21 protein-coding genes are annotated in these 23,448 nt (G+C 55.4%); 7 read left to right on the top strand and 14 right to left on the bottom strand.

All coding sequences use genetic code 11. From position 1 onward, the window contains the following. Position 1: 1 nt before the first annotated feature. The 4 genes from ABD806_RS15485 to tcdA all read right to left on the bottom strand — a co-directional run bounded on the left by ABD806_RS15485 (position 2) and on the right by tcdA (position 4,830). Positions 2 to 1,198 (bottom strand): aminotransferase class V-fold PLP-dependent enzyme, encoded by a 1,197-nt coding sequence (locus ABD806_RS15485; protein WP_344959663.1) that lies wholly within the window; start codon positions 1,196 to 1,198, stop codon positions 2 to 4. Positions 1,199 to 1,253: 55 nt separating this feature from the next. Next, positions 1,254 to 2,822: an OPT/YSL family transporter gene (locus tag ABD806_RS15490; protein WP_344959665.1), complete on the bottom strand. Its 1,569-nt coding sequence runs from the start codon at positions 2,820 to 2,822 to the stop codon at positions 1,254 to 1,256. 9 nt (positions 2,823 to 2,831) lie between these two features. After that, positions 2,832 to 3,596: an IclR family transcriptional regulator gene (locus tag ABD806_RS15495; RefSeq protein WP_344959667.1), complete on the bottom strand. Its 765-nt coding sequence runs from the start codon at positions 3,594 to 3,596 to the stop codon at positions 2,832 to 2,834. A gap of 436 nt (positions 3,597 to 4,032) precedes the next feature. Further along, positions 4,033 to 4,830: a tRNA cyclic N6-threonylcarbamoyladenosine(37) synthase TcdA gene (tcdA, locus tag ABD806_RS15500; RefSeq protein WP_344959669.1), complete on the bottom strand. Its 798-nt coding sequence runs from the start codon at positions 4,828 to 4,830 to the stop codon at positions 4,033 to 4,035. 323 nt (positions 4,831 to 5,153) lie between these two features. On the opposite strand from tcdA, the gene ABD806_RS15505 reads away from it, so the two are divergent. The 3 genes from ABD806_RS15505 to ABD806_RS15515 all read left to right on the top strand — a co-directional run bounded on the left by ABD806_RS15505 (position 5,154) and on the right by ABD806_RS15515 (position 8,995). After that, the gene (locus ABD806_RS15505) at positions 5,154 to 6,752 is read left to right on the top strand and encodes a BCCT family transporter (protein ID WP_344959671.1); all 1,599 of its coding nucleotides are present in this window, start codon (positions 5,154 to 5,156) and stop codon (positions 6,750 to 6,752) included. A gap of 289 nt (positions 6,753 to 7,041) precedes the next feature. Next, entirely contained in the window at positions 7,042 to 8,352 is a 1,311-nt protein-coding gene (locus ABD806_RS15510; RefSeq protein WP_344959673.1) for an NAD(P)/FAD-dependent oxidoreductase, read from the top strand. A gap of 265 nt (positions 8,353 to 8,617) precedes the next feature. Next, the gene (locus ABD806_RS15515; RefSeq protein WP_344959675.1) at positions 8,618 to 8,995 is read left to right on the top strand and encodes a nuclear transport factor 2 family protein; all 378 of its coding nucleotides are present in this window, start codon (positions 8,618 to 8,620) and stop codon (positions 8,993 to 8,995) included. A gap of 79 nt (positions 8,996 to 9,074) precedes the next feature. On the opposite strand, the gene ilvC is transcribed toward ABD806_RS15515, so the two are convergent. Then, positions 9,075 to 10,559 (bottom strand): ketol-acid reductoisomerase, encoded by a 1,485-nt coding sequence (ilvC, locus tag ABD806_RS15520; protein ID WP_344959677.1) that lies wholly within the window; start codon positions 10,557 to 10,559, stop codon positions 9,075 to 9,077. A 136-nt stretch (positions 10,560 to 10,695) separates the two neighbouring features. Here ilvC and ilvY point away from each other — a divergent pair, with 136 nt between their 5' ends. Next, positions 10,696 to 11,580 carry an HTH-type transcriptional activator IlvY gene (ilvY, locus tag ABD806_RS15525; RefSeq protein ID WP_344959679.1) on the top strand — a complete coding sequence of 295 codons (885 nt, stop codon included), beginning with the start codon at positions 10,696 to 10,698 and terminating at the stop codon, positions 11,578 to 11,580. Between the two features lie 54 nt (positions 11,581 to 11,634). Here ilvY and ABD806_RS15530 read toward each other — a convergent pair whose 3' ends face one another. The 6 genes from ABD806_RS15530 to ABD806_RS15555 all read right to left on the bottom strand — a co-directional run bounded on the left by ABD806_RS15530 (position 11,635) and on the right by ABD806_RS15555 (position 18,410). Beyond that, on the bottom strand, positions 11,635 to 13,137 hold the full coding sequence (locus ABD806_RS15530; RefSeq protein ID WP_344959681.1) for an aldehyde dehydrogenase: 1,503 nt from the start codon (positions 13,135 to 13,137) through the stop codon (positions 11,635 to 11,637). Between the two features lie 21 nt (positions 13,138 to 13,158). Next, positions 13,159 to 14,457 (bottom strand): TRAP transporter large permease, encoded by a 1,299-nt coding sequence (locus tag ABD806_RS15535; protein ID WP_344959683.1) that lies wholly within the window; start codon positions 14,455 to 14,457, stop codon positions 13,159 to 13,161. A 17-nt stretch (positions 14,458 to 14,474) separates the two neighbouring features. Beyond that, positions 14,475 to 15,017 (bottom strand): TRAP transporter small permease, encoded by a 543-nt coding sequence (locus tag ABD806_RS15540; RefSeq protein WP_344959685.1) that lies wholly within the window; start codon positions 15,015 to 15,017, stop codon positions 14,475 to 14,477. Positions 15,018 to 15,085: 68 nt separating this feature from the next. Further along, a complete protein-coding gene (gene dctP, locus ABD806_RS15545) occupies positions 15,086 to 16,117 on the bottom strand; it encodes a TRAP transporter substrate-binding protein DctP (protein WP_344959687.1) in 1,032 nt (343 codons plus the stop codon). A gap of 82 nt (positions 16,118 to 16,199) precedes the next feature. Beyond that, positions 16,200 to 17,066 carry a dihydrodipicolinate synthase family protein gene (locus ABD806_RS15550; RefSeq protein WP_344959689.1) on the bottom strand — a complete coding sequence of 289 codons (867 nt, stop codon included), beginning with the start codon at positions 17,064 to 17,066 and terminating at the stop codon, positions 16,200 to 16,202. A 12-nt stretch (positions 17,067 to 17,078) separates the two neighbouring features. Then, complete coding sequence (locus ABD806_RS15555) at positions 17,079 to 18,410, bottom strand: NAD(P)/FAD-dependent oxidoreductase (RefSeq protein WP_344959691.1); 1,332 nt, start codon at positions 18,408 to 18,410, stop codon at positions 17,079 to 17,081. A 110-nt stretch (positions 18,411 to 18,520) separates the two neighbouring features. Between ABD806_RS15555 and ABD806_RS15560 the strand changes: the two genes are divergently transcribed. Next, positions 18,521 to 19,453 carry a LysR substrate-binding domain-containing protein gene (locus ABD806_RS15560; protein ID WP_344959693.1) on the top strand — a complete coding sequence of 311 codons (933 nt, stop codon included), beginning with the start codon at positions 18,521 to 18,523 and terminating at the stop codon, positions 19,451 to 19,453. Between the two features lie 76 nt (positions 19,454 to 19,529). Here ABD806_RS15560 and ABD806_RS15565 read toward each other — a convergent pair whose 3' ends face one another. Next, the gene (locus tag ABD806_RS15565) at positions 19,530 to 20,576 is read right to left on the bottom strand and encodes a potassium channel family protein (protein ID WP_344959695.1); all 1,047 of its coding nucleotides are present in this window, start codon (positions 20,574 to 20,576) and stop codon (positions 19,530 to 19,532) included. A 120-nt stretch (positions 20,577 to 20,696) separates the two neighbouring features. On the opposite strand from ABD806_RS15565, the gene ubiK reads away from it, so the two are divergent. After that, on the top strand, positions 20,697 to 20,963 hold the full coding sequence (ubiK, locus tag ABD806_RS15570) for a ubiquinone biosynthesis accessory factor UbiK (RefSeq protein WP_344959697.1): 267 nt from the start codon (positions 20,697 to 20,699) through the stop codon (positions 20,961 to 20,963). Further along, positions 20,950 to 21,129, top strand: a complete 180-nt coding sequence (locus ABD806_RS15575) for a hypothetical protein (protein WP_344959699.1) — start codon at positions 20,950 to 20,952, stop codon at positions 21,127 to 21,129. Before ubiK ends, ABD806_RS15575 begins: the two co-directional genes overlap by 14 nt. A gap of 30 nt (positions 21,130 to 21,159) precedes the next feature. Here the strand turns inward: ABD806_RS15575 and fre are convergent, their stop codons facing one another. Both fre and ubiD read right to left on the bottom strand, forming a co-directional pair. Beyond that, a complete protein-coding gene (fre, locus tag ABD806_RS15580; protein ID WP_344959701.1) occupies positions 21,160 to 21,858 on the bottom strand; it encodes an NAD(P)H-flavin reductase in 699 nt (232 codons plus the stop codon). A gap of 2 nt (positions 21,859 to 21,860) precedes the next feature. After that, positions 21,861 to 23,360 (bottom strand): 4-hydroxy-3-polyprenylbenzoate decarboxylase, encoded by a 1,500-nt coding sequence (gene ubiD / locus ABD806_RS15585; protein ID WP_344959703.1) that lies wholly within the window; start codon positions 23,358 to 23,360, stop codon positions 21,861 to 21,863. Positions 23,361 to 23,448: the final 88 nt, after the last annotated feature.

Raw genomic sequence — 23,448 nt, forward strand, 5'->3', positions numbered from 1 at the left:
TTTACTTCTCCTGAAGTTGCATGGTGTCACGAATCACCGCGATGGCGTCTTCGATCTCTTGTTCCGAATTAAAATAGTGCAGGGACAGGCGCAGCATTTCGGTTATCTGGTAGCGATTCATGATGGTGTGAGCCATGAAGTGTCCCGCCTCGATAATGATGTTGCGCTCTTCCATTTTCCGGACCAGCGCCTGGGCATTGACCCCCTTGATGTTGAAGGGAATGATGCCAATGCGCCCGGCCGCATCCTGGGGTCCGTAGAGTTCAAACCCGGGCAGGCGCTGCAGCCGCTCCAGGGCGAAATTGCCCAGGGCGCGCACGCGCTCGAAAATCGCTTCGATGCCCAGCTCCTGGGCGTATGCCACCGCTTCACCCAGGCTCAGGATGGCGGGCACATTGGGGCAACCCGCCTCGAAGCGCCGCGCCGTCTCGGCAAGAGATAGCTGCTGGGTCTTGAAATCAAAGCTGCTGTTCCACCAGCCCACCAGACAAGGCTCCAGGCTGCCGATCAGGGACTGCCGGACATAGAGGATGCCGGTGCCTTCGATGGCGCGCAGGGCCTTGCGTCCGCAGGCGGCCAGGTAATCACAGTCAATCTCCCGCACATCGGTGGGGATCATACCCAGGCTCTGAGCCGCGCAAATCAGGGTCTGCACCCCGTGCTTGCGCGCCATGGCGCAGATGGCCTTGGCGTCCTGAATGGCGCCGGTGGCGTTGGGCAGGTGCGAGAAGCTGATCAGCCGGGTGCGCTCGGTGATCACCGCCTCGATGTCGGCCACTGCGACCTTGCCGCTGTCCTGGGCCGGCACCTTGATCACTTTGATGCCCCTGGTTTGCTCCAGCCTCAGCCAGGGCACCAGGTTGCTCAGGTTCTCGAAATCGGGAATGATCACCTCGTCACCCGGCTGCCACGCCATCCCCTGGGCGATGAAGCAAAGGCCTTCGGTGGCATTCTTGATAAATGCGATCTCTTCCGGCTTGGCGTTGATAAAGGCGGCGGCCTGCTCCCTGACCTGCTCAATCCGGGCGTACGTCTCCTTGCGGAAGGAAGGCAGGTACAAGCCGGCCTCCGCCGTGCGTTGCAGATACTCGGTGACGGCATCGATGTTTTTCTGCGTCGCCGCCGAGGCCGCCGCCGTATCGAAATAGGCATAGTTGGCGCACACCGGCGAGTCGAGACGAATCTTGCTGATATCCATGTTCTTCTCCATTCAGTAGCAGGTCAGAGGCCGCGCCCGGGCGCGGCCGCCGACATTATTTTCTTAAACCCAGGGTTGAGCTGAAGAAGGTATAAAGAGCATCCCCCGCGATCAGGCCCCCGGCGAAGGCGCTCATTTCCGACTGCCGCCGCCCCTTGGTCAGGCGCTCTACGATGACCCTGACCACCAGGGCCGACAGTACAGTCCAACCGGCGATGGGGTAGTTGATCAACAGACCGGTTCCCAGCAGCACCCCCAGCTGTTTGCGCGTGCCGCCCCACCACTGGATCAGGGCGCCGGGGATAGCCCAGAGCAGGAGTTGCCAGGCGATACCGGGCGAGGTGCCGGCCGCTATGGTGGAGGCATAGACACGATCAACCGGCGGCACCAAGTCTTGGGCGAAGAAGTATTCATAGGACAGGCTGACGACTACGGCCGCGACCAGGAAGCCGACGATAGAGGCGATAAACTGCTGCCGGCGTCCGGCCTTTTCATAGGCCGGGTCACGATTTTCTCCCCGCAGCAGATAGCCGGTCTTCAGGTCATAGCCCATATCCGCGAAAGCGGGACCGGTCGCTGCGCTATAGCCCACCAGCAGGCCCAGAGCGATGGGCGGAAAGCCGACAAGAATGCCGATGATCAGGGTGATCAAGGCCACCGCAAAGGCCGGGAACCAGCCCGAATGCATGGCGGCGATGCCCACGATCAGCTCATGAGCATAGGCGGCCAGGGCGGCGAACAGCAGGAAGCCGAGCAGCATGGGCAGGCTCATTTCGCTGGTAACCCCCGCCAACAGGGTGAGGATCACTGCCACCAGGATATAGGCGATAAAACCACTGCCGAGCACACGACGCATTGTGGTGCCGTCTGAATCTTCACCTGCATCCTTAGCGCTGTCTTCCCTGACTTGGCGGATCTGGTTGGCAACCTGGATCAGCGCCACCAGGCCGGCACCAATCATAAAACCATGAGGCAGGTACATAGCGTTGAGATCGAGCCCGAACACGGGCTCGGCATAACCTCGCATCAGCAGACCTATGCCAAACATGGACAGGGCCCAGATATTACCGATAAAGGCCACCCCGGCCGCCGACATGGGGATCCCCATAAAGGCCCCGCCTATGCCGCCCAGTATGCCGAGGCCGAGGAAACGGGCTTTTTTCCCGCCCTGATCGCCTGCCCACAGCGCCTCTGCGGTCGCTACGCCACCGGGCCAGGTACCCGATGCCGGAAATGGCCGGGTATTGAACAAGCCATACAGCATGGCACCATCCACCAGCATCGCCAGTACGGCGCCGATCAACATGGGCACCACCAGCTCGGGCATGCCCATGGCAAAAGGCACCCCTATCGGGATCATCAGGCTGTTAGCCGCCCCGAAGGTGGCAGAAGAAACCGCCGTCTGCAGCAGATTCTGCCGACCCAGATCCCGAAACCCCTGGAGAACAACCAAGGGCAGGCGGGCAAAGAGCATGGCCACCAAGGCACCGATAATAGAGGTGTTGGCAGAAATCCCCAGGGTCACGATCAGCTGCATACCGATAATGGCCCCCAGTGCGGAAAGGCCGACCACTGGGATCAATACGAGTAATTCCAATGCTTTAGGATGAGATTGTGTGTTCATGGTATTTCCTTATACCGCCTTGTTGGCAAAAGCCGACAAGGCCTGTTCAATGACGGGACATTCGGCCTGCAGCGAGACAACCAAATGAGGGATATTAGACTTGTCGAACCGATACAAAGGGCCGGCAATGGCCAGCGAGCCGGCCACCTGCTTGTCTCGGAAAAACAGTGGTACCGCCAAACCAAAGACATCCTCGGACACTTCCTGCTCTGAATAACACCAGCCTTGGGCTCGGATCTCCTCGAGCTGAGTACGCATCAGGGTCACATCGGTGATCGTGTTTTCCGTTACCGCCGTCAGCCCCTGGGCCAGGATCTCTTCCCGGCTGGTTTCGTCCATATAGGCCAGGATCACCTTGCCGTAGGCCCCGGCATAAATCGGCACCTTGCTGCCTACCTGCACCTTGAAGCCAATACTTTTAGGACTTTCCACCCGGTCAACGCATACCGATTCGGCACCGTCTCGCAAGCTGAGAAAAACTGCCTCACCGGTTTGCTCTGCCAGGCGGGCCATCAGTGGTCTGACGATATCGGACAGTTGCAGCCGCTCTTTTACCATCTGCCCCAGCTCGAAGAAACGCACGCCCAGGGAATACTTAAGGGTTTGGGGATCCTGATGCAGGTACCCACGGCTGGCGAAGGTGGCCAGGGTTCGCTGCACTATGGCGGGATGAACACCGCTGACCTTGGCCAGCTCCCTTCCCCCCCAAACAGGATTTTCCCGGGTAAAGAACTCAAGCAGTTCCAAGGCATTGGCAAGGGTTTTTTGAGTCATAGCACCACTCCATGTATCTATAATAGATCCATTGTATTAAATATAGAGACATGATCGCAAACATAAATACACTGCAGGGGAAATTTTCTACAGTGTTGACAGTGTAAAAACGGAGCCATGCCGAAAGGATCACCACAAGATGGGTGTCAATTGCTGATGAGGTGCCACCAACTACCGAGGCGTGTGGGAATAAATGGTTACCAGCAGGAGCAGGAGAAAGAATATGTATACAGAAAGGCTGGGGCAGCCCTGCCACCCCTTACTGAAGCGTGGAGCTGAAAAAACGGCTGAACACCTATTCAACTACAGATGGTGAATTGGTCTGATGGCCCGCCGGGCAGAAAGCAGGTCAGCCCTTGAGCAAAAAGAGAAAATCCGGCGTTCTGCCAATGTATGGGTGTTGCATTGCTGTTCCGAAGCAATGCCCGGTACTCACTTAACTATGGGGAATGCTTTCCCGTCCTTTTGTCGCCAGCTTGCTCAGCACCCGGCTCACCATAAAGAAGCCGAAGGTGGCGGTGATATGGGTGACGGCACCGAAGCCGGAGGCGCAGTCCATCCTCATGGTGCCGTCCGATTCCTTCTTGGTGCTGCAGATGCCGCCCGCACCGTCCGGGTAGCGGGGCTGCTCGGTAGAGAACACGCAATCCACCCCGAACTTGCGCTTGGGATTCTTGCTGAAATGGTGGAAGCGGCGAAGATCGCCGCGCACCTTGGCGGCCAACGGATCCTGGATGGTCTTGCTCAGATCGGCAATCTGGATCTGGGCCGGATCCGTCTGACCACCGGCGCCGCCGGCGGTGATCACCGGTATCTTGTTGCGCTTGCAATAGGCTATCAGGGCCACCTTGGCCTTGACCGAGTCGATGGCGTCCAGCACATAGTCGACATCCGCCAGCAGGTGTTCGCCCAGATTGTCTGGACTGATAAAGTCGTCGACCACCGTCACCCGGCAGTCCGGATTGATAAGCGCGATGCGCTCGGCCATGGCGACGGTTTTTTCCTGGCCAATCTGGTTATTGAGGGCATGGATCTGGCGGTTGGTGTTGGTGATGCAGATATCGTCCATGTCGATCAGGGTGATGGCGCCGATGCCGGAGCGCGCCAGGGCCTCCGCCGCCCAGGATCCCACCCCGCCGATGCCGATCACACACACATGGGCCGCCGCAAACGTGGCCAGGGCATCGGCCCCGTACAGTCGGGCAATACCCCCAAAACGCTCTTCAAAACTCATCGACCACTCCCCCCCTGATTAAGCGCGCATTATACCCGAAGGATTTAACTGATCGCCCAAAATGGTGAGCTTTATTCACTCCCGGCCGACATGCACATGAGTCGGAATTGCCGGAACGGCGGCGGGCGTTCCCGGCCATGAGGCACAGGCCGCATGCACCTTCATGACACAGATGGCCGCATAAATTGTGAAGAAAATGAAAAATATTTGTTTTTTTTCATTGAAAATATACTGATTGGTGATATTTTCATTATTGTGGGTAGGGACGACGCGGCTATCAGCTCTATATCCACTACCTACATAACTACACGGAGGTTAAGCAGGTGAATGATACAGTGATCAGTAAGGTCGGCAGTTATCCGCACGGAACCACAGTCCCGCTGCGCGGAGGTATAACCACTCGACTCTTTGGTGAATATGACAGGACCTTATTCTGGCCTGTCCTGGCGATATATACATCTCTTATGGTTTATGCGTTTTTATTCCCCGAGGCGATGGGGAATACGTTGTCTTCCATCAGGGATTTTTTGATTTTCAACTTTGGTTGGAGCTTTTTACTGGGTGTAGGTGCAACACTGATTTTTTGCCTATACCTCTTCATCAGCCCCTACGGTGACTTGAAACTGGGGGCAGCCGATACGGTACCCGAGTTCTCTTTCAGTTCCTGGGTGGCGATGATGTTCAGCTGCGGCCTGGGTATCGGCTTTGTTTTCTTCAGTGTGGCCGAACCACTGACCCATCTGTACGAGTCATCCCACGTGATCGATATGGGGCAGGCAGGGCAAACCGCTGGTATCGCCAAGGCAGTGCAGATTACCCTGCTCGACTGGGGCATGCATGGCTGGGCGCTGTTTGCGGTGGCGGCCTGGGCAATCGCCTTCCCCGCCTATAAATACGGTCAACCCCTCACGGTAGCAACCGGCCTGTACGGCATTCTTGGAGAACGCTGCAACACCAGTATCTGGGGACGCCTGGCCAATGGCCTGGGTATTATCGGGACCATAGGCGGCAATGCCACCATGATAGGGCTTGGGGTCGCTTCCATCAGCTATGGGCTGAATACCCTGTTCGGGCTTGAGCTCGGTGCGGTAGGACAGGCCCTGGTCATGATAGTGGTGATCATCGCTTATGTGATCTCTGCGGCTACCGGTGTTGAACGCGGCATCAAATTGCTCAGCCAGGCGAACATGATCATGGCCGGTATTATCCTGCTTGCCATCCTCTTCTTCGGGCATGCGCCGGCACAATACCTGTTAAACCTAGCCACCCAGCAAGTCGGCGATTACTTCGGCCAGGTATTGTCATTGCAGTTCTGGTCTGATGCCGGCAACTTCGAACAAAGAGAATGGCTGGGCTGGTGGGTCGTGTTTTACTGGCTGTGGTATATCTCCTACATTCCTTTCTGCGGCGGTTTCATTGCACGAATTTCCAAGGGGCGCACCCTGCGAGAATTCATCTTCGGCGTCATCTTCGTGCCCATGATACTGACGATTGGCTGGTTCAGTATCTGGGGTGGCTCGGCCGGTTATATTGAAGTGAATGATATTGCCCCTCTTTGGGAAAGTGTTCAGGAGAAGCCCGAGTCTGGTATTTACATGCTGTTGGGAAGTATGCCCGGTGGTTGGTGGCTGAGCCTGATGGTGCTGTTCAATATTGTGGTATTCGCGGTCACCACCTCTGATTCGGCCTCGTTTTTTGCTGCCATGCAGGTATCCAATGGCAATGAAAACCCGAAAGTCTCCATGCGCCTCCTTTGGGGTGTGATCATCGGATTTACCGGCATCATGTTTCAGATATTTGGTGGTTTCTCGGCAATAAAGAGCCTCGCCATCGTGGTCGGCGCTCCCTTCTTCTTCGTGGGTATTGCCTATATGTATTCCGTTTATCGGATGCTCAAGCTGGCGAAACTGAAAGAAGATTAAAGTCGTCATTCCCGGTGACGAATTGAAAAAGTGGTCTGTTCGTTTGCAATCAACTCGCTTGATGAACAGACCACAGGAACTGAAAAAAGAGTTTTAAGTGCTTTAGAGGAGGTATGGATGGACTCTTTAACCAGATATTAATGTAAACCTTCAGTTTCGGGTGACGCCACTTTGGTTTTTCATGGCAGTTTATTTTTTATATCAGCACAGAGTAAAACAAATTATGTCTACACCTCAGCCTTATTATCCTCATTATGATCCTCTGCGTGATTCATCACCGGGCACGGCGATGGATTACCCCCCCAGTTACTGGCGATTCCATGCGGGGGAGCCACCGGAAGATGATGGCCCGGTCAATGGCGACATGGACGCCGATGTGGTGTTGATTGGCGGCGGATTTACCGGACTCGCCACCGCCATGTTCCTGGCCCGGGAATACGGCATCAAGGCGGTGGTACTGGAGGCCAACCAGATTGGCTGGGGCTGCTCCGGCCGCAATGGTGGTCAGGGCCACCTGGCCTGGGGGCGCCTGAGTCGCAGCCAGTGGGTAAAGAAATGGGGCGTGGATGTAGCCCGCCGCCTTCATGCCAACAGCCTGGAAGGCTATGAGGTCTTTCAGTCGATGGCCGAAGACCCGGAGATCGACTGCGAACCCCAGAACCTGGGCAACCTGCTGATCGCCCACAGCAGGCAGGCCCTGGAGGGCTTGAGAAAGGAGTCTCAGCTGTGTAACGAGGTGCTGGGCTACCAGACCCGGGTACTGGATCGCGATACGGTGCTGAATCAGTATGTGGGCGATCAGGAGTGTCACGGCGCCATGCTCGAACCCGTGGGCATTGCCGTACAGCCGCTGAAGCTGGCCTATGGCTACGCCCGGGTGGCGCGCCGCCTGGGCGCCAAGATCCATACCGGCAGCCCGGTGCAAAACTGGACGACAGACGGCAAGATCCATTACCTGCAGACCCCCGGCGGGACCGTCAGGGCGCGTTCCGTCGGCATCGCGACGGCGGGGTACACCAGCCCGAATCTGAACAAGCTGACCGCCTATCGAAATATGCCTATCATGGCCAACTCGGTATGGACCCGTACCCTGACCGACGATGAAATAGAAGCCTGCGGTTTCCGCTCCACCATCTTTATGACGGACACCCGCAAGCTGCGTTATTACTACCGTTTTCTTCCCGAGAAACGTCTGCAGATCGGGAGCCGCAGCGCCATCAGTGGCGCCGACTCACAAAACCCCAAACATTTGCAGATAGTGCAGGAAGCGATTGCCCGCAAGTTCCCGGCGCTGGAAGGTATAGAAACCCCCTTCTTCTCGCACGGCTGGATGGATATCTCTCACGATATGATGCCGCGCATCGTGCAGCCCGATCCCAAGCAAAGCGTGTTTTATGCACAGGGATACAGTGGTAACGGCGTTTCCTTCTCTGCCTATGCATCAAAGCAAATGGCGACCTTGATTGCCGGTGGAAAAATCAAAGAGGCGGATCTGCCCATATTCAGCTCTCCTCTGCCCAGTCATCCGCTGCGCCCCCTGCGCCGACTTGGTCAGCGGGCACTCTATAAATATTTTCAGGTGCTGGATACCGTACGCTGAGGAAACAGTTTCCGAATACATTGCAGTACCGCTCGGGTACTGCCCAGATAGAAATATGAAGAAGAGGTTTGCGATGGAAATATCCATTGCTGAGCTCTCATTGATTAATTAACGCCGCGTTAAAGGCGGCGGCGCACTTGGCAATGATTATTTTCTTCGCAACGAATGGGAGGATGCCCTCATTAATTATTTATAAGCTAACGGTGATGAATTTTGCGTGACCTTGTTTGTCGCCACGAAACTGTTTTTTAATGGAGTTAACAGAATGACTAACGAAGATATGCACGAGCTATTCCATGCCTTTAACCGTCATGATATCGATGCGGTAATGGCATATTTTGCCGACGACATCGTATTCGACACCGTCGCGGGCGATCAGGCATACGGCACCCGCATCAAAGGCCGCCAGGCGGTCAAGGAGCGGTTCGAAGACACTTGGGGAACCATGCCGGATGTGCAGTGGATAAATGGCAATCATTATTTTGCGGGTGATCGCGTCATCTCCGAATCGACCTTTGTGGCAACTCAGCCCGACGGCAAGCGCATTGAAGCCGATGGGGTAGACATCTTCACCTTCCGTGATGGCAAGATTATCGGTAAGCAGGCATTTCGCAAGCAGCGGCCTGCTTTCGACCCGGCCTGATCCCCACAACATATCCCCGGAGATCAAAAAAGGGAGGCTTGCGCCTCCCTGTCATTACCGCTCTGTTTATTTTTAGCTATTAACCGCCGACGGCGATGTTTTTCATATCGGTCATGTAAGAACGCAGGGTCTTGCCGATAGCCTCAACCGGGTGGTTGCGGATGGCTTCGTTCACGTCGATCAGGCGACGGTTGTCAACAGAGTTGGACTCAACCTTGATGGTCTTGCCAATCACGTCGGTGCCGACGTTCGGCATGAACTGCTCGCGCAGCAGCGGCACGGCGGCGTTGGCGAACAGGTAGTTACCGTACTCGGCGGTATCGGAAATCACCACGTTCATTTCGTACAGGCGCTTCCGGGCAACGGTGTTGGCGATCAGCGGCAGCTCGTGCAGTGACTCGTAGTAAGCAGACTCGTCGATGATGCCGGAGGCGGTCATGGCTTCGAAGGCCAGCTCAACACCGGCTTTGACCATGGCTACCAGCAGGATGCCGTTGTCGAAGTATTCCTGCTCGTCGATCACCACGTCGGTGGCCGGATACTGCTCGAAGCCGGTCTGGCCGGTTTCTTCGCGCCAGGTGAACAGGTTCTTGTCGTCGTTGGCCCAGTCGGCCATCATGCCGGCGGAGAAGTGACCCTCGATAATGTCGTCCATGTGCTTGTTGAACAGCGGACGCATCAGCTCTTTCAGCTCTTCGGCCATATCGAAGGCCTTGATCTTGGCGGGGTTGGACAGACGATCCATCATGTTGGTGATGCCGCCCTGCTTCAGGGCTTCGGTGATGGTTTCCCAGCCGAACTGGATCAGTTTGCCGGCGTAACCGGCGTCGATGCCTTCGGCTACCATCTTCTCGTGGCAGACGATGGCACCGGCTTGCAGCATGCCGCACAGGATGGTCTGCTCGCCCATCAGGTCGGATTTTACTTCGGCAACAAAAGAGGACTCGAGCACGCCGGCACGGTCGCCGCCGGTGGCGGAAGCCCAGGCCTTGGCGATGGCCAGACCTTCGCCCTGGGGATCGTTCTCGGGGTGTACGGCGATCAGGGTAGGAACACCGAAACCACGCTTGTATTCTTCACGTACTTCGGTACCCGGGCACTTGGGCGCCACCATCACTACGGTGATGTCTTTACGGATCTGCATGCCTTCTTCAACGATGTTGAAGCCATGGGAGTAACCCAGGGCGGCGCCGTCTTTCATCAACGGCATAACGGCGTTAACGGCGGAGGTGTGCTGCTTGTCCGGAGTCAGGTTCATCACCAGGTCGGCGGTGGGGATCAACTCTTCATAGGTGCCCACGTTGAAGCCGTTTTCGGTGGCCTGCTGGAAAGACTTGCGCTTCTCGGCAATGGCTTCGGCACGCAGAGCATAAGACACGTCCAGGCCGGAATCGCGCATGTTCAGACCCTGGTTCAGACCCTGGGCACCACAACCGACGATCACGACCTTCTTGCCTTTCAGGTAGTTGCAACCATCGGCAAATTCGGCGCGGTTCATGAAACGGCATTTGCCGAGCTGCTCGAGCTGCTGACGCAGATTCAGGGTGTTAAAATAGTTAGCCATGACCTTTGCTCCAATTAATCCGTTTAATTTGAATTCCTGCACCGCCAGGCGGTGACGACCCAGACACTATACCCCAGGCTTTTCATTGCTTGAAATGATATATTCGAAACAGAGTATTTCATTTTGTGAAACGTCAATGGACTTCCGTCATCTCGAACTCTTTGTACATTTAAGCCAGGGCCTGCACTTCGGCCACACCGCCGACGCCATGGCGGTAAGCCCCTCCACCCTGAGCCGGGCGATACAGCGGCTGGAGCAGGATGTGGGTTGCGCATTACTGGTGAGGGACAACAGAACCGTCACCCTGACCCCGGCCGGCGCCCGTCTGCAACAGTTCGCCCTCGGCTGGCTGGCGGACTGGCAACATCTCAAGGAGGAACTGAAGCACGGCGATGACAGCCTGCAGGGACGGTTGCGGGTGTTCTGCTCGGTCACCGCCAGCTACTTCCTGCTGCCGGGCATACTGGAGCGTTTCCGCAGCCGTTATCCCCGGTTGGAGATCCGCCTGGAGACCGGCGATCCTGCGCTGGCCATCGACAAGATACTGGACGACGAGTCGGAGCTGGCCATCGCCGCCCGGCCCGATGCGCTGCCGGCCAAGGTCCATTTCATCAACCTGCAGACGGTGCCCATGGTGTTTATCGCCCCCACTTCGCCGGGCCCGGTCAGCGAGCAGCTGGAGCAGCGCCCGCTGGACTGGCGGCGGTTGCCGGTCATCGTCTCGGAGCAGGGCGTGGCCCGAAAACGCGCCAACCAGTGGTTCAAGGCCAAGGGCATCAGCCCCAATATCTATGCGGAGGTGGCCGGCAATGAGGCCATCATTGGCATGGTGGCGCTGGGCTTCGGCATCGGCGTGGTGCCCCGGGTGGTGATCGATCACAGCCCGATGGGGGACAAGGTGCGGGTGCTGTCACCCAGCCCGGCGCTCAAGTCTATCGAGGTAGGGGTCTGCCTGCTGAAGAAGCGGCTGGATGACCCGCTGATCCGCGCCTTCCAGCAGACGGCGCTGGAGCCGTCGTAGTAGAGCGTAGTGGCCAATATTACTTGGCCACTACAGTTGGCAAGCGGTTAGAGATTACTTTAGCTGGATCCAGGTGGTTTTCAGCTGGCAGTACTGATCGTGAGCAAACACGGACTTGTCCCGCCCACCAAAGCCTGACAGTTTGTAGCCACCAAATGGAGTAGTCATATCTCCTTCTGAGAAGCAGTTCACCGATACTGTGCCAGCCCGGATTGCCGCTGATACCCTATGCGCGACATTCAGATCGTTGCTATAGAGCGATGCAGCTAGCCCATAGCAGGTATCATTGGCGATCTGCACCGCTTCGTCTTCGGTGTCGAACGTGATTACTGCTAGGACAGGGCCAAAGATTTCCTCCTGAGCAATAGTCTGATCGTTAGTCACGTTATCGAAGATGGTCGGCGCAACGAAGTAACCTCCGCTCTCCGGAAACAGCCGCCCACCACCGGCCACCAAGCGACAACCTTCCTGCTTCGCTTTGTCGATGTAGCTCAATACCTTATTCATATGGCCTTCATCGATCAGCGCACCAAGCTGATTTTCCGGGTCGAGCGGATTTCCGGTCTTCCATTGATCCAGCCGTTGCAACATTTTCTCCAGTAATCGCTCCTTGATTGAGCTGTGTACGAGCAGCCGGGAACCTGCGGAACAGTTTTCACCCATATTCCAGAATGCAGAGGCGACGATTTGCTCTGCGACTGCATCCAGATCGGCTATATCCGGCATGACAATCTGCGGGTTTTTACCGCCGCACTCAAGTAACACCTCTTTCAGATTGCTGCGAGCGGAATATTCCAGAAACATACGACCAACTTCTGTCGAGCCGGTAAAGGCTACTACGTCGATATCCGGATGTAGGCCAATAGCACCACCGGCACTGGCACCGGAACCAGGTACAACGTTAAGAACACCTGCAGGCAGCCCCGCCTGGTGGGCTAACTCAGCCATAAACAAGGTACTCATCGATGTCAGTTTGGCCGGTTTGGCTATCACGCTATTGCCGGTGATCAATGCTGGCCCCAGCTTCCAGCCCGCCATTAGTGCAGGGAAGTTCCAAGGTAGTACTACGCCAACCACTCCGGCGGGCTCGCGAGTCACTAGGCTCAGCGTATCTCTGCCGGTCGGAGTTACCTGATCAAACAGCTTGTCCGCAGCTTCTGCGTGAAAGCGGATGGCATTAACGGTCTCCGGCAGATCCACGGCATAACATTCACCCACCGGCTTTCCTGACTCGATTGATTCGATGATGGCCAGTTCCATCAAATTGTCCTCAATGAGATCCGCCCAACGGCACATCACTTTCTTACGGTCGGCCGGGGCCATCTTAGACCAAACACCAGCTTCGAAAGCGCTTCGGCCTGCCTGCACTGCACTGTCGATATCTTCCGCTGCACAGCTGGCGATCTGTGCAAGTGGCTTTCCAGTGGCCGGGTTTAAAGTGGTAAAGGTTTTACCTGATAGTGCATCCACATACTTGCCATTAATAAAGGCGCGGGTTGGTAACTCCAGATTAGCCAGCATGTTTTGGCACTGCTGTTGGGTAATAGCTTCAGACATAGTAAATTCCTGCTTTTTTTTTTAGTCGAGATAACCCATCACTCGCGGCAGGTAGAGAGCCAGCGGCGACCAATAGGTAGTAACCAGCATCACCGGCAAGGCAGCGAAGACCATGAAACCCAATGCAGGGCGCATAACCTGCGACATTCCCACTTTGCCGACACGGCAAGTCATAAAGAGTATTGGAGCCATTGGTGGGCTATTGCAGCCGATCACCACGCTGGTGCCCACAATCGCCGCGAAATGAATCGGATCAACACCGATGCTTTCCATCACCGGCAGTAGTAACGGACTGATAATCGCCACGACGCTGACGTCATCCATAATCATGCCTAGCAGTATGAGAAAGATATTTACCACCAGCAGGATCAGTAGCTTGTCCTGAAATATGTCCATCAGCAGCTCGGTCAGTTCTTGAGGTACGCGCTCAAAAGTGAAGATGCGGCTGGACACAAAAGAGAAAACCAGAATCACCATAATCACGCCTGTGGTGGTCGCTGCATCAACCAGGCAACGAATGGTCTTTTTCAGATCCAGCTCGCGATAGACAAAAAGCCCTACGGGAATGGCATAGACCACTGCCACCGCTGCTGCTTCTGTCGGGGTAAAGATGCCACCATAAATGCCCCCAAGGATGATCACTGGAAGCATCAGGGCCGGAAAGGCTTTCCAGATATTGTCATTTACCTCCACCACACGCTTGCGGAAGCTCATTACCTCGTTGGATTGATCCGGCTGCAGACGCATCTTGATCCAGTTCATCAGGCAGAGCACCAGAATCAACAGTATTCCGGGGCCGATGGTGGCCAGGAAGCAGGCCGTTACCGACTGGCGGGTCACGACGGCATAGAGGATCATGGTGATACTTGGCGGAATAAGGAGGCCTAGCAGAGAGGAGATTCCCAGCAACGCGCTGGTGTACTCGCGCTTATAGCCGTGCTTTTCCATGGGGTCGATCATGATGGTACCAATGGAAGCAACTGCCGCGGAGGCAGTGCCGGAGATGGCACCAAAGATGCCACAAGCTACTACCATGGAAGACCCCATACCGCTGCGGGAACGCCCCACCAGCGCTTCAACAAAATGCACCAGGCGGGCCGCCATGCCCCCCGCCTGCATCAGGTAACCAGTCATTACAAACAGTGGCAACGCTAGCAGGACCACAGAGTTGACCGACCAGAAGCCAGTGGTCATTAGAGACGATATATCAACGTCATAGACAATAGATAGAATAAAGGTCATTGCGGCGAAGGAGAAAACAACCGGTACACCGATCATCATCAGTGCAACCACCGCTAGTATTGCGAATAAAGCGCCCATAATTATTTCCTGAATATCTAACAGTTGTCTTCTGATATCACGGGATGTGGCAACGTTCCCGGATGCAGCAGGGTGTTTAAGTCTGCCAAGAGATCCCGTATTAGGTAGAAGCAGAACAGTAGCGCTGCAACAAACAGACTGCTCTGGGAGATATACCAGGGCAGCTGAAAGACAGGGGTGGCCTGGCCCTTATTAATTCCCCATTGGAGCAGGTCATAGCTCCAGGTGACAAACATAACAGCCATCAGTAACGAAATAAGAGTCGATAGCAAACGCATAACCTGAATCATTTTCGGGTTACTGCAGACAACCTGAACAAAATCGGCACTCAGATGGGAACGTTCGCGGGAAGCAAGGACTGCGCCCAACATGTAGATCCACATGGCCACCACCAGAATCAGCTCTTCAAGGCCAAACAGCGGCGCATCCAGCACCGCACGGGTAAAGATACCCAGCGCCAGCATGAACGCGATAGCAGCACTGATAAGCCCCAAAACAGGCTTGATCAGGAAAACCAAAACAGCGTCGATGGTCGCTATCAAAGCAAGTAGTTTGGACATAGGATTCTCCCGTTACAGTTTTATAAAACAGCGGGCGGCGGGGTAACCGCTCACTGTTAAGCTTGGGATTACTGAGGTAGAGGGGCGTTGGTGCGAATAGTCTCCATGACTTCAGGACCGAAGCTTTTCTCTGCTTGGGGCCAGATCTCCTCACGCACTCGACTAACTAAATCATTCAGCTGTGTGCCCTGCACATCGATATATTTCATGCCACCTTCCTGTGCTTTGGCGATCCACTTTTCTTCCTCAGCTCGTGCATCCTTGAATTGCTTGGTGATCACTACTTCAGCAGCGCTTGCAATAATGCGGCGATCCTCTTCATCCAACTCTTCCCAAGACTCCTGGCTCATAATCAAAGCAGCAGCAGAGAAGTTATGCTTGGTGTGTGTATAGTGGGTCAACAAGTCACCGAAGTACTCATAGTCCCAGTAGATGACGTTGCTGCCATCACCATCAACGACCCCCGTCTGCAGCGAGGTGTAGACTTCGTTCCAGTCGATCGGAATTGCCTGGTAGCCTAGAGCATTGACAGTTTGCGGCAGAGGGAAGAATGTTTGGGAGCGAATCTTGATACCTCTGGCCTCATCAACAGTTGAGGCCTGTACGTCCTTGGTGGCTATGCCGCCAAAACCTTCCGGATAAGGGCCGAAATACTTCAGGCCGACTTCGTTGTAGATTGGATCAATCGCCTTCCGGAGCCAGCCATCCTTACCGTAAGCTTTCAGGGCATTTTCCCAGTCCAGCACTAGGTAAGGCAGGTTATTGATACCCAGGCGTTGGTCGTAGGAAGTCTGTGGCCAAGTAATCATCATATCGATGTTACCCTTCACCAACTGATCGAACATCTCCTGCTGACTCCCCAGCTCTCCCTGATAGTAAATATTGGTCTTGATACGGCCACCAGACTTCTCCTTAATCAGATCGGCCCACAGCTCCATCGACTTGCCTATCGGCGATGACTTATCGCCTTCAACGGTCGCCAGGCGAAGCTTGAAGGAGTCATTACTGGCCATTGTCTGAGTTGAAAATACTGCCGCACCAGCACAAGCCATAAGAGCTATTGCCCGAATACTGAGCTTCATTGTCTTTAAGATTTCCATATCTATCTCCTTGTTTTACATTTCTTTTATATCAGCCGGACAGATTCAGGCCTGCAGCCTAATGCCCAGCTGTTCGGCTCACTTAATCCAGCAGTGCCAGACGCTGACGGATTTCGTCAACTGCCTCTTCGGTAGGCGGCAAAACAGGCATACGGCACTCACCTACCGAGGTGCTGCGCAGATTGGTTGCCCATTTTACCGAAGGGTTGTATTCGTTGAGCCAGAAGTAGAGATTGAGCGGTTCCATCTTCTTCCATAAGGCGCGGGCTTCATACAGATCTCCTGCTTGAACCAGCCGCCACAACCGGGAACATTCAGCCGCCATTGCATTGGCTCCACCCCATATGCAGCCGGTGACACCGGCCGACATGGCATAGAAGGCCAGCGGATCGCAACCGTTAAACACCTTTCCACCCACTTCCAGCAGCTCCAGCTGACGTACCAGATCACCAGTGCTGTCTTTGATAGAACCGACATTATCCAACTCCAGCAAGCGACGATAGAGCTGCGCATCAATATCGAAGCCACTGTGGACGGGAATGTTGTAAAGCATGATCTCGGTATCGATGGCGTTATTGATCGCTTCATAGAAACGCATGACACCACTCTCACCGGGCCCTTCGAAGTAAGGGGGCAACACCATTACCGCATCAGCCCCCAAGTCCTGGGCATGCCGCGCCCAGTTAATACCATCACTTTCTCGAATGGCGGAGGTGTTCACGATTATTCCGGCACGGCCCTGCACATGACGAGTTCCCACCTCGATAATATGGCGACGTTCTTCGTTGCTCAGGAAAGCAAATTCCCCGGTGCCACCGCAAAACACGATGCCGTCTGCACCGGCTTCAATTAGGCTGTCCAAATGCGCCTTAAATGCGCCATCGTCAAAACTTTCATCTGCTGCAAAGGGAGTGCAGGTCGCGATATAGATTCCACTTAAATCAGCCATTGTTTACTCCTCTTATTTTTCCAGGCCGACGCCAATAGATCGTCTAGCAAGGTCTATGGTGACACCTAGCTTCAGGATGAGGCCAGGCGGAACAAGATTCGGTCTTGGATAGCTCAGCAACAGGTCTCCCAGTTCGGAGCGCTGACCAGCTAGGTGTTCAGCGATCAGCTTGCCCATGATGGTCCCTTTGGTAATTCCGACGCCATTCATGCAGAAAGCACCGTAGATATTCTCCCGCAGCTGGCCAAACACTGGTGCACCATTACGTGACAGGCAGAGTGCACCACCCCAGGTGTATTCAAAGTCGACATTGGCGAGCATAGGGAAGCGGCGTTCGAAGGACTGGCGATGCTCATCATGCATCCGTTTCAGCATTCTAGGGCTGGCGCGGAATTGGTCGGCATAGCTGTAGGTGTGACGCACCAGCAACCGGTTATCGAGAGTTTTTCGTAGCGAAGAGCCAAAGGCATCAGCCGGTATGATCCCCCAGCTGTTATCTCCACCCAGCCGCTTTAGCTCTTCGTTATTGAGTACCCGAGTCATGCTGCCGTAAGTCATAAAGGGGATAAGATGGTGCTGATAGAAACCCAGGTACTGGGCATACCCGTTGTTGGCCAATATCAACTGATTTGTCTTTACCTCACCACTGTCACTGCGCAGGCAGATCGGCTGATTGTACTGCACCTCTTTCACCGGGCTGTTTTCATACAGAGTGACATTGGCCGGGAGACTGTCTGCGAGATGCTGGACCATTGCTGCCGGCTGTACCAGGACCGCCCCAGGTGTATGTATGCCTCTTCGGTAGTAATCAGAGCCGGTAATTGAACATATCTCATCAGCGGACAACCAGTGATAGGGTTCCTTCAGGCTATCCAGCACCTTAGAGAAGCCTTGCAGCTTCGCTTCTCCGGCCAAGGTCGCTGCGGCGTGGATCTTACCGAGCTCTTCCCAATTTCTACTGTCGTAATCTGAGTTGAGAACGCCTTCTTTCAAATAAGCCAGACCGGCTCGGTTAAAGCGAGTTTGTCGGCTAGTTTCCTCCAAGCCATCGACAAAACTTTTGGAGCGCATATCATGGGCCAGATCGATAGCAAAACCGGAACTGCGGCCGGCGGCACCAATGCCGACCTCTTGCGCCTCTAGCAGAGCAATTCGCTTATGTGGAAGAAGCTCCCCTAGACGGCGGGCTGCCGCCAGCCCGGTATAGCCAGCCCCTACCACCGCGATATCAAACTGCTCGATACCTCTCAGCGGCTTTACAGGTATGCGTTTAGGTAAACTCTCATACCAAGCGCATCGATTGTCATCGGCGGGCAGAAGCCTGACTTGTTGGATATTGACCATTCTGTTGCTGGCTCCGTAAGCCTAATGTTATTGTCTTGAGGTGGGGAGTATCCAAATTTTTACAAATGTGGACAAACGATCAATTCGAAAGTAACACTTGAGATTTTGCGATGCATAGCAACAAAAAAACACTTCCACCTCTGAATGCATTGCGGGTATTCGAAGCCGCAGCGCGGCACTCCAGTTTCAAACTGGCAGCGGAGGAGATCTTCGTGACCCAGTCCGCTGTAAGCCGCCAGATTCAGGTATTGGAGGAGTATTACGGCACTCCACTGTTTATTCGGAAAACTCGAAAAGTGGAGCTCACTTCAGAGGGTAGGATCCTGTTTCAGGCTACCTCCCAGGCACTGGACTGCATTGGTGCCGCCTCCCATGAGGTGTTTGTAAAACAGAAGCGTGGTTATCTCACAATTGCCAGCACCATCACTTTTTCGACTCTATGGCTGATGCCACGGATGCAGAACTTACGGGACTGCTATCCTGACATTCAGCTGCACTTGATGACCTGCGAGGCCAGCCCGAAACTTCACGATGCTTTTGATATTGCTATAACCTTGGGTCATGAAGAAACGCCAGGCTTTGATGCGACCCCATTGTTTGAGGAAGAAACTTTTCCAGTTTGTACACCTGAGTTTCTAGCTCAGCACCCCGAACTGAAAAGCATCGACGGCCTATTTCAGGTCCCTTTGTTGGAGCTGAACCGGAACCATTGGAAATATAAAAGGTGGACACCTATTAACTGGGAGCGTTGGTTTCAAGCGAATGGTATAGAAAACCGAGCACATAACACTGTTATGAGCTTTAACCACTTCCCGCTGGTTATGGATGCAGCCCGGAAGCATATGGGAGTTGCTTTAGGGTGGGCGCACCTAGTGAGTCATGACCTTGAGCAAAACCGCCTAATACGTCCCATATCAGACAGTTATGTCCTCAAGGATCGTAAGCACTACCTCATCGTGAGGGAGGAACTCAAGGACACCTCCGAGGTAAAGCAGTTCAAAAGCTGGCTAATTTCACAAATTAAACTGTCCGGGATTAGTTGACCACTACAAGTACATCCGTGTATGGTCGGCTTAGTAGCTACCTTCATCCCTTCCCTTGCCTTCGAAGCCACTGGAACTACTCCCAGCTGACCTGCGCACCCTGCAGCCGTTCTGAGCAGATATAGTAGAGGAAACTGCCGCCCCGGACCCGGGTATCCGCAGCGGGATTGAGCTCGATATCCTGCCCTCTGGCCTGACTGGAGGTACCCAGCAGGGTGGCATTATGCTCCTGCTTGAAGCGACTAAGCAGGAGGCCATAAGCCAGCGAGCCTACGTGCTGTGGCACCTGGATCCGATACAGGGTCGGTCCCAGCAGGGTGGAGAAGATCTGCTCCTGGATCAGGCTGGCCCCCGGATCCTGCAGCGAACGCACCAGGATTTCCGCCTCCTTGGAACTGGACACCTCCACATTGGGGCAATGCAGCCGCAGCAACTCCGCCTTGCTGGACTCGGTAAACCAGGCGCACAGATGCGCATCCGGGGCCGCCTTGGCGGATAGCGCCAGGGAGGTGGTCAGGGTCTGGTCGTCGTCTTCCCCGTCGATCAGGATACGAGAGGCCTTGGCCAATCCCACCCGGACCAGCTCGTCGGGATGGGTGAAGGAATGCAGGCGGGCGAACCTGACCTCGGGCCTCTCGGGAAAGGGATGTTCCATCTCCTGGGTAACACAGAGCAGGATTTGCTGTCCCCGGCTGGTGCTGTCGGCCAGCAGCAGATCGATTATCCGCTCGGTCTGCACGCCGTTCCAGCCGAACAACAGGGTATGGCCGGAAAAATGTGAATAGTCTGCCTTGCCTGACATACCTCTCCTTACCCAAGTCACCAGGGTCTGGGTCAACTTACCGATAAAACTGCCGAACACCAGCAATCCGAAGGGGATCTGAAACAGCGCCACCGCCCAGCGCCCCGCCTGGGTTACCGGGGAGTAGTCGCCGAACCCTACGGTGCTGATCACCACGGCGTTGTAATAGAAAAAAACCGACGGCGACGCCAGCTCCCGCTCTCCCGCCAGGTGGAGCAGCAGCCAGCTGCCACCGACCTGCAACAGCAATAGCAGCAACAGGTTCTGCCAGCTGAGACGGCTGGTAAGGCGACGAAGCAAACGGGCGAGCAGATGGAACATTCTTTTCTCATTTGAAGCTTAGTCACCTAAAGCTACTGGTTTCGTGACAAAATGGAAAGTCTGACCTGCCCGTAGTCGACAAATAGGGGTAAAATGCGACCAATAGCCAAGGAGACAACCATGCTAGATCCGAAGAAACTGGAAGAGATCGCCAAACAGATCCAAAGCAACCTGCCCAGCGGGCTGAAGAATATGGGCGAAGAAGCAGAGAAACGCATCCGTACCGTGCTGCAGGCACAGCTGGGCAAGCTGGATATGGTCACCCGGGAAGAGTTTGACGTACAGACCAAGGTGCTGCTGCGCACCCGCGAAAAACTGAACGAGATGGAAGCCAAGTTGGCGCTGCTGGAACGCAGGTTGACCGATAGCCAGGATGAGCAGCTCTGAGTTCGCCGAGCAGGTCCGCCGGGCCTGCCTGCAGGCGGCCCTGACCGCCTATGAAGAGGCTGGCCTGCTGGGGTTATGCCAGCAGGGGCGCTTCGAACTGGCCATGGATGCCATTCGTGCCCTGGATCTGAGCCGGCTGGCCGACCAGGCGGGAGAGCAGGAATAGGGAATATGCATTCCCTATTCCGGGCCGGCTTTAAATAAACTCGTAGGCGTCACCGAACAGGTGATCGGCTTCGACCCCTTTCTCCTTAAAGGCTTCCCTCGCCACCCCGGCCATTTCGAAGCGGCCCGCCACATAGATGTCGTAGCCGGTCAGGCTGGGGAAATCCGCCATGATGGCTTCGTGGACCAGGCCGGTCCGCCCCTGCCAAAGCTCATCGGAATTCTGCACCACGGGTACATAGGTCAATTCTTTATGCTCAGCTACCCAGTTTTTGAGTTCCTGATCCGCATACAGCTGTTCTGCAAAACGTACACCCCAATATATAAACACCGGTCGGTGCAGGCCGTCGGCCAGCATCTGCTGCAGTATGGAGCGGGTGTAAGCATAGCCGGTACCGCCGGCCATCAGGATCACCGGATGGCGGGATCTGGCGCGCAAATAAGCCTTGCCTGCGGGCAGCTGTAGATCGATATGGCCCAGTTCCTGGATACGATTGAGCACCTGCATGGCATAGCCGTTATCCGGGGTGGCGCCGATGTGCATCTCTATGGTGCCGTCGCCGTTGGGCATATTGGCAATCGAAAACGGCCGCTTGTCATCGTCGGCCATCACCACCAGCAGATACTGGCCAGGGTTGAAGTCCACCGGCTGGGACGGCTTCAAACGCACATACCAGATGGAATCCGCCATTTCTTCCAGGGCTTCCAGACTACAATTAACTTTCTGCATGACTATCCTTTGATCTGACTCTGTTCAGCACCGTCGCCCAGGATATCCAACTTATCCCAGAGCGCATCGACCCTTTGTTTGACCGCATCCGTCATCGTGATCGGCTGCCCCCACTCCCGGTCGGTTTCTCCGGGCCATTTATTGGTGGCATCCAGACCCATCTTGGAACCCAGGCCGGAAACCGGCGAGGCAAAATCCAGATAGTCTATGGGTGTGTTTTCGATCAATGTGGTATCCCGTGCCGGGTCCATTCGGGTCGTAATGGCCCAGATCACGTCTTTCCAGTCTCTGGCATTGATATCGTCGTCGCACACGATGACGAACTTGGTATACATAAACTGCCGTAAAAACGACCAAACGCCCAGCATGACACGTTTGGCATGGCCCGGGTAGCGTTTTTTCATGGTCACCACCGCCATGCGGTAGGAACAACCCTCGGGCGGCAGATAGAAGTCCACGATCTCGGGAAACTGCTTCTGCAATATCGGCACGAACACTTCGTTTAAGGCCACGCCCAGCACCGCCGGCTCGTCGGGCGGACGGCCGGTATAGGTGGAATGATAGATGGCGTCATGGCGGCGGGTAATGCGCTCGACGGTAAATACCGGGAATTCGTCTATCTCGTTGTAGTAACCGGTATGATCGCCATAGGGCCCTTCCGGCGCCAGCTCATCGGGATAGATATGGCCTTCGAGTACGATTTCGGCACTGGCCGGTACTTCCAACTCGTTGCCGATACACTTGACCACCTCGGTGCGGCTGCCCCTGAGCAAGCCGGCGAAGGCGTACTCCGACAGGCTGTCGGGCACCGGCGTCACCGCCCCCAGAATGGTGGCCGGGTCGGCGCCCAGGGCCACCGTCACCGGGAAGGGTTCGCCGGGGTTGGCCTCCTGCCACTCGCGCAGATCGAGTGCCCCACCCCTGTGGCTGAGCCAGCGCATGATGACCTTGTTCCTGCCCAGCAGCTGCTGACGATAGATGCCCAGGTTCTGGCGCTTCTTGTAGGGCCCGCGGGTGATGGTCAAACCCCAGGTGATCAACGGCGCCGCGTCGCCGGGCCAGCAATGCTGGATCGGGATCCGGGTCAGGTCGACCTGCTCGCCCTCCAGGACCACTTCCTGACAGGGGGCCTTCTTCAGCCGTTTGACCGGCATGTTGAGCACCTGCTTGAAGATGGGCAGTTTTTCCATCAGCTCTTTCAGGCCCTTGGGTGGCTCCGGCTCTTTCAGATACGACAGCCAGCGGCCCACTTCACGTAATGCCTCGACATCCTGCTGACCCATGCCCATGGCCACTCGCCTGGGGGTGCCGAACAGGTTGCCCAGTACCGGCATGTCGAAGCCCTTGGGGTTTTCAAACAGCAGCGCCGGGCCGCCGGCCTTAAGGGTCCGATCGCAAATCTCGGTCATTTCCAGATAGGGATCTATCTCATGGCGGATGCGCTTTAACTCGCCCTGGGCTTCCAGTTGCGCGATAAAATCTCGTAAATCCTTATATTTCATGGGTTATTCCGAGTGTATCGAGTGGCGTGGGGATTATACCCGGTTCGGGAAGGCTTGTATCGCCAACAAAAAACCGCGGACGAGCCGC

Origin of the sequence: Zobellella aerophila (assembly GCF_039539325.1) — a bacterium.
In the GTDB taxonomy this organism is placed as follows: Bacteria; Pseudomonadota; Gammaproteobacteria; order Enterobacterales; family Aeromonadaceae; genus Oceanimonas; species Oceanimonas aerophila.

Bases quoted from the DNA above. Each gene is read 5' to 3' on its own strand.
- ABD806_RS15490 (WP_344959665.1), bottom strand. From the start codon at position 2,822: ATGAACACACAATCTCATCCTAAAGCATTGGAATTACTCGTATTGATC.
- dctP (WP_344959687.1), bottom strand. From the start codon at position 16,117: ATGGAAATCTTAAAGACAATGAAGCTCAGTATTCGGGCAATAGCTCTT.
- ABD806_RS15560 (WP_344959693.1), top strand. From the start codon at position 18,521: ATGCATAGCAACAAAAAAACACTTCCACCTCTGAATGCATTGCGGGTA.
- ABD806_RS15495 (WP_344959667.1), bottom strand. From the start codon at position 3,596: ATGACTCAAAAAACCCTTGCCAATGCCTTGGAACTGCTTGAGTTCTTT.
- ubiK (WP_344959697.1), top strand. From the start codon at position 20,697: ATGCTAGATCCGAAGAAACTGGAAGAGATCGCCAAACAGATCCAAAGC.
- fre (WP_344959701.1), bottom strand. From the start codon at position 21,858: ATGCAGAAAGTTAATTGTAGTCTGGAAGCCCTGGAAGAAATGGCGGAT.
- ABD806_RS15515 (WP_344959675.1), top strand. From the start codon at position 8,618: ATGACTAACGAAGATATGCACGAGCTATTCCATGCCTTTAACCGTCAT.
- ubiD (WP_344959703.1), bottom strand. From the start codon at position 23,360: ATGAAATATAAGGATTTACGAGATTTTATCGCGCAACTGGAAGCCCAG.
- ABD806_RS15540 (WP_344959685.1), bottom strand. From the start codon at position 15,017: ATGTCCAAACTACTTGCTTTGATAGCGACCATCGACGCTGTTTTGGTT.
- ABD806_RS15485 (WP_344959663.1), bottom strand. From the start codon at position 1,198: ATGGATATCAGCAAGATTCGTCTCGACTCGCCGGTGTGCGCCAACTAT.
- ABD806_RS15510 (WP_344959673.1), top strand. From the start codon at position 7,042: ATGGATTACCCCCCCAGTTACTGGCGATTCCATGCGGGGGAGCCACCG.
- ABD806_RS15550 (WP_344959689.1), bottom strand. From the start codon at position 17,066: ATGGCTGATTTAAGTGGAATCTATATCGCGACCTGCACTCCCTTTGCA.
- ABD806_RS15565 (WP_344959695.1), bottom strand. From the start codon at position 20,576: ATGTTCCATCTGCTCGCCCGTTTGCTTCGTCGCCTTACCAGCCGTCTC.
- ABD806_RS15535 (WP_344959683.1), bottom strand. From the start codon at position 14,457: ATGGGCGCTTTATTCGCAATACTAGCGGTGGTTGCACTGATGATGATC.
- ilvC (WP_344959677.1), bottom strand. From the start codon at position 10,559: ATGGCTAACTATTTTAACACCCTGAATCTGCGTCAGCAGCTCGAGCAG.
- ABD806_RS15530 (WP_344959681.1), bottom strand. From the start codon at position 13,137: ATGTCTGAAGCTATTACCCAACAGCAGTGCCAAAACATGCTGGCTAAT.
- ABD806_RS15575 (WP_344959699.1), top strand. From the start codon at position 20,950: ATGAGCAGCTCTGAGTTCGCCGAGCAGGTCCGCCGGGCCTGCCTGCAG.
- ilvY (WP_344959679.1), top strand. From the start codon at position 10,696: ATGGACTTCCGTCATCTCGAACTCTTTGTACATTTAAGCCAGGGCCTG.
- ABD806_RS15555 (WP_344959691.1), bottom strand. From the start codon at position 18,410: ATGGTCAATATCCAACAAGTCAGGCTTCTGCCCGCCGATGACAATCGA.
- tcdA (WP_344959669.1), bottom strand. From the start codon at position 4,830: ATGAGTTTTGAAGAGCGTTTTGGGGGTATTGCCCGACTGTACGGGGCC.